Annotated in this window: 11 protein-coding genes and 1 pseudogene; 10 read left to right on the top strand and 2 right to left on the bottom strand. The window is 43.4% G+C overall.

Features of this window, described 5'->3' with window-relative positions; genetic code table 11:
• The first annotated feature begins 51 nt into the window (after nt 1-51).
• The 5 genes and pseudogenes from WCV65_RS16520 to WCV65_RS16500 all read left to right on the top strand — a co-directional run bounded on the left by WCV65_RS16520 (nt 52) and on the right by WCV65_RS16500 (nt 6103).
• Nucleotides 52-864, top strand: coding sequence for a uroporphyrinogen-III synthase (locus WCV65_RS16520; RefSeq protein WP_338777953.1), 813 nt, complete (start codon nt 52-54; stop codon nt 862-864).
• 109 nt (nt 865-973) lie between these two features.
• The gene (fdhF, locus tag WCV65_RS16515; RefSeq protein WP_338777951.1) at nt 974-3982 is read left to right on the top strand and encodes a formate dehydrogenase subunit alpha; all 3009 of its coding nucleotides are present in this window, start codon (nt 974-976) and stop codon (nt 3980-3982) included.
• Nucleotides 3975-4511 carry a DUF1641 domain-containing protein gene (locus WCV65_RS16510; protein ID WP_035412183.1) on the top strand — a complete coding sequence of 179 codons (537 nt, stop codon included), beginning with the start codon at nt 3975-3977 and terminating at the stop codon, nt 4509-4511. Before fdhF ends, WCV65_RS16510 begins: the two co-directional genes overlap by 8 nt.
• Nucleotides 4512-4586: 75 nt before the next feature.
• A pseudogene (locus WCV65_RS16505) lies at nt 4587-5842 on the top strand (OFA family MFS transporter).
• A gap of 84 nt (nt 5843-5926) precedes the next feature.
• Nucleotides 5927-6103 carry a hypothetical protein gene (locus WCV65_RS16500; protein ID WP_197491623.1) on the top strand — a complete coding sequence of 59 codons (177 nt, stop codon included), beginning with the start codon at nt 5927-5929 and terminating at the stop codon, nt 6101-6103.
• 49 nt (nt 6104-6152) lie between these two features.
• Here WCV65_RS16500 and WCV65_RS16495 read toward each other — a convergent pair whose 3' ends face one another.
• Nucleotides 6153-8195 carry a molybdopterin-dependent oxidoreductase gene (locus WCV65_RS16495; protein WP_338777950.1) on the bottom strand — a complete coding sequence of 681 codons (2043 nt, stop codon included), beginning with the start codon at nt 8193-8195 and terminating at the stop codon, nt 6153-6155.
• Between the two features lie 428 nt (nt 8196-8623).
• Between WCV65_RS16495 and WCV65_RS16490 the strand changes: the two genes are divergently transcribed.
• Nucleotides 8624-9559 carry a DUF3298 and DUF4163 domain-containing protein gene (locus WCV65_RS16490; protein ID WP_338777948.1) on the top strand — a complete coding sequence of 312 codons (936 nt, stop codon included), beginning with the start codon at nt 8624-8626 and terminating at the stop codon, nt 9557-9559.
• Nucleotides 9560-9688: 129 nt separating this feature from the next.
• Here the strand turns inward: WCV65_RS16490 and WCV65_RS16485 are convergent, their stop codons facing one another.
• On the bottom strand, nt 9689-10180 hold the full coding sequence (locus WCV65_RS16485; RefSeq protein ID WP_035412174.1) for an SH3 domain-containing protein: 492 nt from the start codon (nt 10178-10180) through the stop codon (nt 9689-9691).
• A gap of 228 nt (nt 10181-10408) precedes the next feature.
• Here WCV65_RS16485 and WCV65_RS16480 point away from each other — a divergent pair, with 228 nt between their 5' ends.
• The 4 genes from WCV65_RS16480 to WCV65_RS16465 all read left to right on the top strand — a co-directional run bounded on the left by WCV65_RS16480 (nt 10409) and on the right by WCV65_RS16465 (nt 13227).
• The gene (locus WCV65_RS16480) at nt 10409-10660 is read left to right on the top strand and encodes a FeoA family protein (protein ID WP_035412171.1); all 252 of its coding nucleotides are present in this window, start codon (nt 10409-10411) and stop codon (nt 10658-10660) included.
• On the top strand, nt 10653-11369 hold the full coding sequence (locus tag WCV65_RS16475) for a FeoB small GTPase domain-containing protein (RefSeq protein ID WP_338777940.1): 717 nt from the start codon (nt 10653-10655) through the stop codon (nt 11367-11369). The genes WCV65_RS16480 and WCV65_RS16475 overlap by 8 nt, the downstream gene beginning before the upstream one ends.
• Complete coding sequence (locus WCV65_RS16470; RefSeq protein WP_035412164.1) at nt 11347-12732, top strand: nucleoside recognition domain-containing protein; 1386 nt, start codon at nt 11347-11349, stop codon at nt 12730-12732. The genes WCV65_RS16475 and WCV65_RS16470 overlap by 23 nt, the downstream gene beginning before the upstream one ends.
• Nucleotides 12733-12843: 111 nt before the next feature.
• A complete protein-coding gene (locus WCV65_RS16465; RefSeq protein ID WP_338777937.1) occupies nt 12844-13227 on the top strand; it encodes a VOC family protein in 384 nt (127 codons plus the stop codon).
• Nucleotides 13228-13281 lie beyond the last annotated feature (54 nt).

Below are 13281 nucleotides of genomic sequence, written 5' to 3'. Positions count from 1 at the left end.
TTTTGGCCGTTTCATGCATGAATCGGCTAATATTTCAAAAGGAGGTTTGGGATGAAAAAGCTTTTTAATAAAAAAATTGTTTTTGCAGGACAGAGAAAAGCAGAAGAAATAAAATCAATCATCGAAAATTATGGGGGAACGTATCTTCATCGTCCTGCTCAAGGAACCGTTTTCTTAAATGACGAACAGCTTGAGAAAGACGTTCGGAACATTATAAGCGGTTATTTTGACTGGATTATTTTAACGACAGGGATGGGATCTGAGGCTCTTTTAAAGAAGGCTGCAGAAATAAATGCAGAAAAAGCATTCTTAGAAGAATTAAGAAGGCTTTCAATTGGAATCCGGGGATATAAAACCGCCAAATTTCTTGCCGGCATGAATCTTGAATCAGCAGTTAGAGATGATGATGGGAGCAACGACGGTCTGCTTAGGGAATTGAGAAAGCATCACTTCAGCGGAAAGAAAGTAGCTATTCAGCTTCATGGCGAGCGCGCTCCTAAACTGATCGAATTTTTCAAAGAACAAGGAGCCGAATGTGTGGAAATCCAGCCGTACCTCCACGTTCCTCCTAATGAAGAAACAATGAAGTCTCTGGTGAATGAAATTCTTCAGAATGATATTGATGCTGTTTATTTCACAAGCAAGCCTCAAGGAAGGTTTCTGATGGAATTCGCTAGAAAGATTGGAGTAGCTGAAGAAGTGACACAAGCGTTTTCCGAGCATGTTGTTGCTTTAGCAGTTGGAAAGGTAACAGCACAGACTTTAAAGGAAGAGGGAATTAACAGACTGGTTGTGCCTGATCATGAACGGATGGGCAGTGCAATTGTGGAGCTTGGGAAATATTATGAGGATAGGAAGGAATGAAGGCAGCCTGATTGGGCTGTTTTTTTGCTGTCTAAAAGTGAGCGATTTTAGGAATAGGACCGAATAGTTTTCAAATTCAGTTTATTTCTAATAGGTTGGGGAAAGGAAAATGATAGAAGTTCTTTTTTCGAAATTTTTCAGCGGAGAGGAAGAGGAGACATTGCCGGAAACATTTAATGTGAAAATAAACGGGATTGATGCAATAGCGAGTGAAGATCAGACGATTCTTGAGCTTTTGTCGGCTTCTTCAATTGAGGTACCGAACGTTTGCTATCATCCAAGTCTTGGAGCAATCGAAACATGTGATACATGTTTAGTAAAGGTGAATGGAGAATTTGTAAGATCCTGTTCTTCCACACTTAAAGATGGTGACACGGTTGATACGGACTCGAAACCTGTAAAAGAAGCGCAGATTATCGCCATGGACCGGATACTGAAAAATCACGAGCTTTACTGTACGGTTTGTGATTACAACAACGGCGGATGTGAAGTACATAATACGGTTAAAGAAATGAAAATTAATCATCAAAGCACACCTTTTGCACAAAAACCTTACCCTGTGGATCATTCCCATCCATTTTACCGGTATGATCCTGATCAGTGCATTCTTTGCGGAAGGTGTGTTGAAGCTTGTCAGAATGTTCAGGTAACAGAAACACTATCAATTGATTGGGAACGCGAAAAACCGCGCGTTATCTGGGACAATGATGTTCCTATTAATGAATCTTCCTGTGTTTCCTGCGGTCATTGCTCCACAGTGTGTCCATGCAATGCCATGATGGAAAAAGGAATGGAAGGCGAAGCGGGATATATGACGGATATCCAAAAAGAAACCCTTCGTCCAATGATTGAAATTACGAAAAATGTTGAAACAGGCTACGGATCAATCTTAACGATATCAGATATGGAATCGGCAATGCGCGAGGAAAGAATTAAGAAAACGAAAACGGTTTGCACATATTGCGGAGTAGGATGCAGCTTTGACATCTGGACCAAAGGCCGGGATATTTTAAAAGTAGAGCCTCAGGCTGAAGCGCCTGCTAACGGAATTTCTACGTGTGTTAAAGGGAAATTCGGCTGGGATTTTGTAAACAGCGAAGAGCGGCTGACCAAGCCGCTGATCCGTGAAGGCGATGAATTCCGAGAAGCCGAATGGGAAGAAGCTCTAGAATTGATTGCTGGCAAGTTCACGGAAATAAAAAATGAGCATGGACCTGGCGCTTTAAGCTTTATCAGCTCTTCAAAATGTACAAATGAAGAGTCTTATTTAATGCAGAAGCTTGGAAGAGCGGTCATAGGAACGAACAACATTGACAACTGTTCAAGATATTGCCAAACCCCCGCTACCATGGGGTTGTTCAGAACGGTGGGCCATGGAGGAGATTCAGGAGGCATTAAGGATATAGAAATGTCTGACCTGGTTCTGGTAATTGGCTCCAACACGTCTGAATCTCATCCTGTTTTATCTACAAGAGTGAAGCGGTCCCACAAGCTTCATAATCAAAAATTAATCGTTGCCGACTTAAGAAAACATGAAATGGCTGAGCGTTCCGATTTATTTGTAAAACCTAATCCAGGATCTGATATTGTATGGCTCTCTGCCGTGACTAAATATATCGTCGATCAGGGCTGGGCTGATGAAACCTTTTTAGCAAACAAGGTGAATGGCTTGAAGGATTACGTTAGAAGTCTTGAACCGTACACCATGGAATATGCCTCAGAAGCTACAGGGATCAGCATTGCCGATTTAATTAGAATAGCGGAAATGATCCATAAAGCAAAAACGGTTTGTGCTTTGTGGGCAATGGGAGTTACCCAGCATCTTGGAGGAAGCGATACAAGTACAGCTATCTCTAACCTTCTGTTAATTACCGGGAACTACGGCAAGCCGGGGGCTGGATCCTACCCGCTGCGCGGACATAACAATGTACAAGGGGCAAGTGATTTTGGAAGTATGCCGGACCGTTTCCCATCCTATGAAAAGGTAACAGATCCATCGGTCCGCAGCAAATATGAAAAGGCTTGGGGAGTCGATCTGCCAGCTGAACCCGGATTGAATAACCATGAAATGATTGCTGCTATCCATGACGGAAACCTGAAGGCGATGTATGTCAAAGGCGAAGAAATGGGAATCGTCGACTCCAACATCAATTATGTGCAGGCAGCATACGAAAAGCTGGACTTCTTTGTTGTACAGGATATTTTCTTTACCCGTACCGCACAATTTGCTGATGTTGTTCTTCCTGCAAGCCCCAGTCTTGAAAAAGAAGGGACGTTTACGAATACAGAGCGCAGAATTCAGCGTCTTTACCAGGTGCTTGAACCCCTTGGAGACTCTAAGCCGGACTGGAAGATTATTATGGAGATTGCAAATAGACTGGGTGCCGGATGGACCTATGATCATCCGAGTGAAATTATGGCGGAAGCTGTTCAGCTTGCACCGCTGTTTGCGGGAGTAACCTATGACCGCTTAGAAGGATACAAAAGCCTTCAATGGCCAGTTGCGGAAGATGGAACGGATACTCCGCTTCTTTTTACCGATGGATTTCCATTTCCTGATGGAAAGGCACGGCTTGTTCCGCTTGCGTGGACTCATCCTCTTTCCTATGAATCTGAATATGACGTTCATGTGAATAACGGGCGTCTTCTTGAACACTTCCATGAAGGGAATATGACCTATAAATCAAAAGGAATTACAGGTAAAACGCCAAGGACCTTCCTGGAAGTATCTGCGGCATTAGCAGAGGAGAAAGGGATAAAAACCGGATCACTAGTCAGACTTGTCACCCCTTACGGTCAGGTGAAAGTGCAGGCGCATATAACAGACAGAGTTCGCGGCAAGGAAGTTTATCTCCCTATGAACGACAGCGGGGAAGCAGCCATTAATCTGCTGACAAGCAGCTATGCGGACAAAGATACGGATACTCCGGCATACAAAGAAGTGAAGGCGAAGCTTGAAGTGCTAGAAGCAGAAGGAATCGATCCGCTGCCGAAGGTGAACCACCGGAACGGGAATCCGAAGCCTCAAACAGGGGTGGAAGTTCAAAGGAAATGGGCCCGGAAGGATTATGTCTTCCCGGGAGATTTAGTGAAAAAGGAGCGAAACCATAATGGCTAATGCGACCACTAAAATCAAAAGGCTTGAGTTGAGTGAAGAGGATCAGCGGAAAAAAGACTTGCGTGAAGTGGAAGATGCATTAGTCTCCAATAAAACAGCCATCCTTGAATCGCTTCAGCTTATGCAGCACATGCAGGATCGAGGAATATTGTCTCTACTAAACGGTTTATTCGGGCAGGGAGATAAAGTATTGCACGTCCTGGTGAAGGCACTCGATAAACCGGAAAATACAAACACACTGAAAAACATGCTGCTTATGCTAGGCGTACTCGGCACCGTCAATGTACAGCAGCTGGAACCCCTTTTGATTAAATTGAACAAAGGGGTGGAAAGGGTGGCGGAAAAAAAGGATACAGATCATAAAACCGGTTATCTGGATATCGTCCGATCACTGAAGGACCCTGAAATTAATAGAGCCGTAACCTTGATGCTGACATTTTTAAAAGGGGTCGGCGAGGAGACGGAGCATATGGAAAAAAACAAGCAGCAGGAAGCCGGCGAAAGGGTAGACCGGGGAGAAAATGCATAATAGGTTCAATGGACAGGTACATGGCAGAAGTGTGCCTGTCTTTTTAGAAATATGGATAAGACGGGAGAGAAAAAGATGAACAAGACGAAAAATCGCTGGCTGATTGCAGCTGCGGCTGTCGGCATTCACATTTCCATTGGTTCTGTATATTCCTGGAGCGTATTTACAAATCCTCTGCTTGAAAAACACGGCTGGAGTTTAAGCGCCGTCTCCTTAACATTCAGTATTGCTATTCTGTTTCTTGGATTATCTGCAGCATTCATGGGCCATTTCGTTGAAAAATATGGACCTAAAAAATCGGGAATCATATCCTCAGTCTGCTTTGGAGCGGGAATGATTGGAGCAGGATTCGCTGAGAGCATAGGCTCCCTTTATCTTCTTTATTTTTTTACGGAGCTTTAGGAGGGATAGGTTTGGGAATCGGGTATATTACTCCGGTATCTTCGCTTGTTAAATGGTTTCCTGACCGCCGCGGACTTGCTACAGGACTTGCCATTATGGGGTTTGGATTTGCCTCATTAATTGCGAGCCCGATCATCGCTTCTCTGATTAACAATGCAGGTATTGCGAATACGTTTTACCTGTTAGGTGCTGTTTATTTTGTCCTCATGATTTGTTCTTCTCTCTATTTATCCCCGCCGCCTCAAGGCTGGATGCCCAAAGGAATGGAAGATAGCCGCTCTTCTGAAAAAACGGGTGGAGACCTTGCTCAGCTGACAGCGAATGAAGCAGTCAGGACCATTCGTTTCTGGGCCCTGTGGGCGATGCTGTTTATTAATGTTACATGCGGAATTGCCATTATATCAGTAGCTTCCCCGATGGCCCAGGATATTGCAGGCTTAAGTGCAGGTGCAGCCGCGGCAATGGTAGGTATTATGGGTCTGTTTAACGGGTTTGGAAGGATCGGCTGGGCATCAGTCTCAGATTACATTGGGCGTCCGAATGTGTATACCGCTTTTTTTGCCATTCAGGCTATCGCATTTTTATGCCTTCCCAATTTAACAAACGCTTTCCTTTTTCAGCTTGTAATCTTTATCATCCTGACTTGCTATGGAGGAGGATTTGCCTCTATTCCCGCCTACATCGGCGATTTATTTGGTACGAAACAACTGGGGGCCATTCACGGATATATTTTGACTGCCTGGGCAGCCGCCGGCCTTACGGGTCCCCTGCTTGTATCAAACATAAGAGAGCTGACAGAAAGCTATTCGATTACTCTGTATTTATTTACTGGAGCCTTTCTCGCAGCACTGGCCATTTCGCTGCTTATCCGCTTAAACATCCGCAGCATAAAAAAGAATCAAGGGCATCAGCAGGAGAAAGCGCTTTAAAAAAGGAGAATTTTTGCAATCCCGATTTACAGGAATTAGAACGAATATTATATGGTATAATTGCTATAGAGAGGGAGTGTCCTTTTGAAAAACTCAAACAACCTGTTTCACTCTGGTGAAAGGGCCATTATTAAGAAAACGAAAGAACCCGTGACGATTGCAAAATGCCAATACGTCAAACATATGAAGAAGTTTTCGTACATTGTGAACGAAAATCCCAGTACCTTTTATTTTGAAGAGGAACTGCAGAAGCCGGAATAAGGACGCATCAAAACAGGCCCCCTGCCTATTAGGAGGCCTGTTTTTTTGACTACCTTTTTTTCTCAAGCTTAACTCTGCCAGAAAAGAAGACAGCGCCTCCGCCCATATCGGCTAGCCGGTCAGGAGTGAGGGAATTGACAAGCTGTTTTGTACCTGGGGTGTCAGCCCACAAACCTTGAGTAACTAAGACACCGGGAAGTACAGTATTCCCAACAGCAGCAGTTAGTTCACATTCTCCCCGGTCATTCCATACTCTCGCAAGATCCCCATCCTCAATTCCAAACATTGCGGCATCCTTATCGTTCATAAACAAACGAGGCTGCTTTTCAAGGACTGTATGTTTTTCATTATGGCTAAAGGTTGAATTCAAGAAATTATGGTTAGGGCCTGGAACAAACAAAAAAGGGAAATCCCCGTCCTCAACAAGAGGTGAGTAAGTCGGAAGTGCAGGATAACCATGGGATTTCATCTGCTCGGAATAAAGCTCAATTTTTCCGCTTGGCGTAGGGAGGTTACCCGGAAACAGCGGTTTTACATCGGCTTTCACAAAATCATGCTTTGAAAGTTCGTCATAGCTGATGCCCTGTATATATGGATTGTCGGATTGATCTACCGCCTGCCGGATTAATTCTTCTTCCGAAACGTTAAATAAAGCGGGATCCATGTTGAACGCTTTGGCCAGCATGCGAAAAAGCTCGACATTTGATTTAGATTCACCAAACTTTTCGATAACAGGCTTCTGGATTTGCATATAGTGATGCCAATAGGATGTATAAAAATCCGTGTTTTCAAAGGAAGAGGAGGCAGGCAGGACAAGGTCTGCGTAAGCAGCAGTTTCTGTCAAAAATAAATCATGAACGACAGTAAACAAGTCTTCCCTGGCAAGACCTTTCCGAACTTTATTTCCTTCCGGGGCAACGACAGCAGGATTGCTATTATAGACGAACATTGATTTGACCGGCGGATCCAGTTCGAGAAGGGCGCGGCCAATCTCATTCATATTAATGACCCGTGCGCTTTTAACCTGAAGCAGATCCGGTCGTGTCAGTGCTTCACTGTCATGCTGCAAATAGCCCGAATTCCCTTTGATCGCACCACCGCCTTTTTTTAGCCACTGCCCGGTAATCGCGGGAAGGCAAGCAATCGTTCGAACGTTCATCCCCCCGTTATCATGATGCTGTATTCCATTTCCGATCCTGATAAATGAGGGGGAGGTTTTACCGTACATTCTGGACAGCGTATATAAATCATTAACTGGTATGCCGGTTATGGACGATACGGTCTCAGGATCATACTGAATAACGTGTTCTTTTAATTCTTCATATCCTACAGAATATTTCTCCAGAAAAGCTTCATCCTCGTAATTTTCCTTAAAAAGAATATGCATCATACCGAGAGCCAGGGCACTGTCTGTCCCAGGAAGAATCGGGATAAACCAGTCTGCCATACGGCCGGTCTGATTCTTGTGAACATCGATTACGACAATCTTTGCGCCATTCTTCCGTGCTTTTTGCGCGATTGTCACTTGATGCATATTCGTGCTCACGGCATTGATTCCCCAGAAAATAATCAGTTTGGAGTGAATCGTTTCCTCCGGATCAATCCCGAAGCTTCCACCCATCGTGTATTTGTAGCCGAACGAACCCGCTACAGAACAAATGGCACGATTCAGCAAGCTCGCTCCAAGCTGATGGAAAAACCGCCGGTCGATTCCTTCCGATGAGAGGAGCCCCATGTTTCCGTAAAAGCTGTAGGGTAGGATGCTCTCAGGTCCAGCACTTTCAATCAGTTTCATCCAGCGGGACTTAATGGTTTCAATCGCTTCATCCCACGTAATCCTCTCAAACCTGCCCTCTCCTTTTGGTCCCACCCGTTTCATTGGATAGGCAAGGCGTTTCGGATCATAAAGACGTTCTGTCATATGCCGCACCTTATTGCAAATGCTTCCTTTCGTAACCGGATGATCAGGATCTCCTTCAACCTTCACAATCTTCCCCTTCTCCTTATGTACCAGCAGCCCGCACTGATCCGGACAATCCAACGAGCAAACCGATTTAAAGACTCCGTCAGGCTGTTCAATATAAGATAACAACGCACTTCCCCCTTGGCATTCATTGTTATCCCTAATCTTAAACGAAATTGGATAGGGGATAAAGTGAAACTTCCGTCAGGCGGTTTTGCTGACGGTTAGTTGAACCAATCGGGCCATTACGGGCAGTTAAGGAAAAAGCGTCCGCCAGCATATTTTCAAAGAATCCAAAAAGCGTGCCCCATACTGCCCGTTATGGCGGGATAAAGTGAAACTTCATCAGCGTGTTTTTCGCTGATGATTAGTTGAACCAATCGGGTGAATATACCGCATTTGGTTATTGGATAAAACTTACTTTAATGGATTTTAATGATGAAGAACCTGCCTAATCAGGGTATAGATTACTAGTACTTGTCATAGGGATGAAACATTTTGATTACATACACCGTTTAATAAGAAGTTAGCTATTAAAAAACAAAGGGGATGTAATGATGAAAAAGGCATTACCAATTGTTCTCGCTGCTGGTCTCGCTTTCGGCGCTATGCCTTATGAACCTGCTGCAGCCGCTTCTTCCGGATGGACCAATAACGAATTAAAGCCGGGACAGATCGGCAGAGTTACGGCAATTCAGGATATCAGTGTTTATGAGAAATCAGGTACAAGCTTTAAAGCAGTTTCCAGTTTGAAAAAAGGCCAAGTCTCAAGAGTTTACACAAACCGTAATGGATTGTTTGGTATTGGCGGAGGGAAGTTCGTAAAGGCAGATGGTTCCGTAGCCTATGAAACGCCTTCAAAATCCAGATATGAAGCAGTAAACGGGATAAAATCAATAAAAATAACCGCTAAAGATGCGCCGGTTGAATACCCGCAAATGATAGGAATGAATAACAAAAATGCTGAACAGTCAATTAATGCTGTGATACTTAGACAAGCAAACCAACATGTAGAAAATTACAAGAAAGCTAAGCTGCAAGAAGAAAAGAATAAACAGCAATGGGAAAAGGACGGCAAGCCTTATCCATGGAAGCCTTATGAATACAAAGCAAGCTATGAAATTCACTTCAATAAAAATCATTTGCTGAGTGTGGTCGTTTATGAATATCAATATATGGGCGGGGCACATGGTATGACAGTTGCGAAAACGCTGAATTTTAATTCACTTAATGGTTCCCGTTTCGATTTAACAACAGTGATAAAAAATAAAACAAGCGTGGTGAAAAACTATGCCGCAGCAGATTTGAGAAATCAATCCAACAGAAATCAAACCGCAATTTTTCCAGATGCATTAAAGGAAATTGTCATTGACAGCAATAGGGAATGGACATTTCATAATAAAGGACTGAAATTAATTTTTCAGGAATATGAAGTTGGCCCTTATTCGTCTGGAATGCCCGAAGTGATTGTACCTATGTCTGTATATCAGTAAGCCTATAAGGCCCGGCACATCATATTAATGAAGGGGATTACTTTTAACGGCTATTCTCATAGAATGATTAAATTGCAAAAACCGCATTCTCCTCGAATGCGGTTTTTATATGTCCTTGTTTAAAATCGTTCATTCAAATCCCATCAAATATTTAGAACTGGCCCAGCCTTTTGTTCCGTTGTAATCAATTCGTGCCCAATCACCAGCCCATTCATGAACGGTTACTTTTTTTCCAGCCGGAATAACGAGGAGGCTTGCTGAAGAAGCGGCTGCACTTTTTCTTAAATGCAGGTTCGTTTTAGTAACACCTGTTCCGGCTATTGGCAGCATGAATTTTGCACTCGCATAAGCTATTTTGCCTTTATATTGAAAAGAGACCCATCCAGAAGTGGTAATTCGCTGTATTTCAATTTTTACTCCCTTTCGCAGCGATCCTAGAACTTTTGACTGAGTATTGGCTGCTGCCCGAATGTTTAATTTGCCGGCAGTTACCTCATACGTATAAGCTGCAGAGGCTTGAGCTGTACTGGCTTCAAAGAATGGAAGAGCTGAGCTGAGCGGAAAGGAAAGGATGCCGAGAGCTAATACGGAAGCAGTTGATGCTTTTTGCCATTTTTTCATTTTTTTCACCTCAAATAATTTTTTTCTTGCTTGTATATGGAACGGAATTAGGAATAAAATTGTTTCATTTCTTTAGCTTATAGGCGAATAGTTTAGCAGTAATCCTCCCATCATCAGGAGAGAATTTCTTTCATCAATGGAGAATGACAATTGACATTTTAAAAATAGAATCATATGATAAAAGAAAAAGTTGCGCTAGGTAAAAAAACTAGTTAGGGTGAAAAATAAATGACCAATACTAAAACAGTTTGTCTATACCAAGCGAATAAAGGGGATACCTTAAAAATTACTTCACTTTCCCTTGAAGGAGTTATGCGCAGAAGACTTCTTGATTTAGGCTTTGTCCCTGGAGCAGTGGTGAAGGTAGTCCGCAGAAGTCCGCTTGGCGATCCCATTGCCTTTCGAGTCAGCCAAACGACGATTGCCCTTCGAAAAGAAGAGAGTATGAGAATTGAAGGAGAGTTGATCACTCATGAATAATGTGTACAGAGTCGCATTAGCCGGAAATCCCAATACCGGGAAAAGCACCCTGTTCAACGCTTTGACCGGTCTGAAGCAGCACACAGGAAACTGGGCTGGAAAAACCGTTGATATGGCAGAAGGAACGATGCAGCATAAGGGCGAAACGTATAAGCTCATTGATCTTCCCGGGACCTATTCTCTTTTCTCAAATTCAAAGGATGAAGAAGTTGCGAGAAATTATATCGTCTTTGAAAAGCCGGATATTACATTAGTGGTACTCGATGCAACATCACTTGAACGGAATATGAATCTCGCTCTTCAAGTGCTTGAAATGACAACGAACGTTATTGTTTGCGTCAATTTAATTGATGAAGCGGCGAAGCGGGGCATCAGTATTAATGATCAGCATCTGACAAGAAGACTAGGAGTGCCGGTTGTAAAAATATCAGCACGCAATAAAACGGGATTCCCACTGCTGTTTGATACGATGGACCGGCTTGTGAAAGGGATTATCCAATGTCAGCCGGCCCTGATTAGCTATCATACGGCTATTGAGGAAAAAATCAGCAAAATCGAACCGCTTGTCCGTCCGCTCATTGACGATGACCTCTCTGCAAGATGGGTTGCCCTGAGACTGCTGGATGGAGATGAATCCCTTTTGGATGAATTAAAAGGCCGTATGGCGCAAAAGGAGGAGTTGACACGTGGACTTAAGTATCCAGTTTGACAAAGTATTAAACGAGGCAAGAGACATATCGTCTGCTGAGATACGCGATGAGATTGTTCAGAGTCTTCATGAAAAAAGCAAGGAGCTTTGTGCAAGGACCGTTACGTTTAGTAAAACAAAAGAAGATGTTCGGACTGAAAAACTGGATGCTGTTCTGACATCACCGATTTTTGGATTTCCGATCATGCTGATCATGCTCGGGGCAGTTTTTTATTTAACGATTGCAGGAGCCAATGTGCCATCCTCCATGCTTGGTGAATTCTTCAGCTGGATTGAAGGGTACTTAACAATTTTCTTCCAGTGGATGGGGGCACCTGAGTGGCTATACGGAATATTGGTACTTGGTCTGTTCCGGGGAACGACTTGGGTAATCAGTGTGATGCTGCCGCCTATGGCGATTTTCTTTCCGGTGTTCGCCCTGCTTGAAAACTTCGGATACCTTCCGCGCGTGGCTTTTAACATGGATCGCATTTTCAAACAGGTTGGAGCCCATGGAAAGCAGTCTTTGACGATGGCGATGGGATTTGGGTGCAACGCCGCTGCTATGATGTCTACCCGAATCATTGAATCTCCCAGAGAGCGGATGCTAGCGATCTTAACGAATAACTTTGTGCCATGCAACGGACGCTGGGGAACGCTTATTATCCTTTCATCCCTATTCATGGCAGCTGGGTTTACAGGAGGCTGGGCTTCACTTGTCACAACAGCTGTCATTGTCGGAATCGTATTATTTGGAGTTATCGTTACTTTTTTCGTTTCCTTTGTCTTATCAAAAACCGCTTTGAAAGGCGTTCCAACTCATTACACCCTGGAACTTCCGCCATACCGAAAACCAAAAGTATGGGATACTGTGGTCCGGGCTTCATTAACCCGTTCGATTTCTGTTCTGATGAGAGCGGTAAAGATTGCGGCACCGGCAGCCATGCTTACATGGATTCTTGCAAATGTATTTATCGGGGATACAAGTATTCTGATGTACTTCGTTAACTTCCTTGATCCTTTTGGAAAAATGCTTGGAATGGATGGCTACATTTTAGCGGCATTCCTGATCGGCTTGCCGGCTAATGAAATCGTATTGCCTGTTCTTTTAATGGGTTATCTTTCGACCGGATCTCTTACGGAAGTGGATAATCTGATGGATTTAAAGCAAATTTTCCTTGATCACGGCTGGACGTGGCTAACAGCTTTAAATATGATGCTGTTCTCGCTTCTTCACTTCCCGTGCGGCACGACACTCATCAATATATATAAGGAAACAAAAAGCAAAAAATGGACGTTCATGTCTTTTATCATCCCGACCGTTATAGCCATCGCTGTGACATTTATTCTTGCTCAGGCGGCCTTTCTGTTTGGATGGGTTTAAGGAGTAGTGATTAAAAAGAAGCAAAGATCCTTTAAATGAAGGATCTTTGCTTCTTTCTTTTGGTAAAATAAAGGGATAAAATGGTACTAAAATGTGGGGAGGATGATAAAAATGAAAGCTGCGGCAGTCCCAATTAAGAATCAAATGAATGGTGTATTTGTTCATGTGAAGAATTTAAAGGCATCTGTAGCATGGTATTTTGACCTGCTCGGGCAGGAAGCAGATTTGGACAAGATTCATTCGCCAGTCTGCAACATCCCTATCAATGGAACAACCTCTCTCACCTTGGATGATCACAGCTTTGATGCTCAATTTAAAGAAAGCATCAGCGGGAACCCGATTTTCAATCTTTATGCTCCTGAAATAGAGGAGGCTTATGCTTTTGTGAAAAACAAAGAAATTAAGATTGTAAGAGAACTGGAATGGGCGGGAGAAACAGCATGGTTCAATATACAGGATCCTGACGGAAATGTAATCATGATTGCTAATTGCTAAACGAAAGAAAACAGCCGGGGGGACCCGGCTGTTTTTCAATAACGATCTGTGTTT

The organism is Metabacillus sp. FJAT-52054, from assembly GCF_037201815.1.
GTDB lineage: Bacteria > Bacillota > Bacilli > Bacillales > Bacillaceae > Metabacillus_B > Metabacillus_B sediminis.
This window is presented reverse-complemented; position numbering and strand designations above follow the sequence as displayed.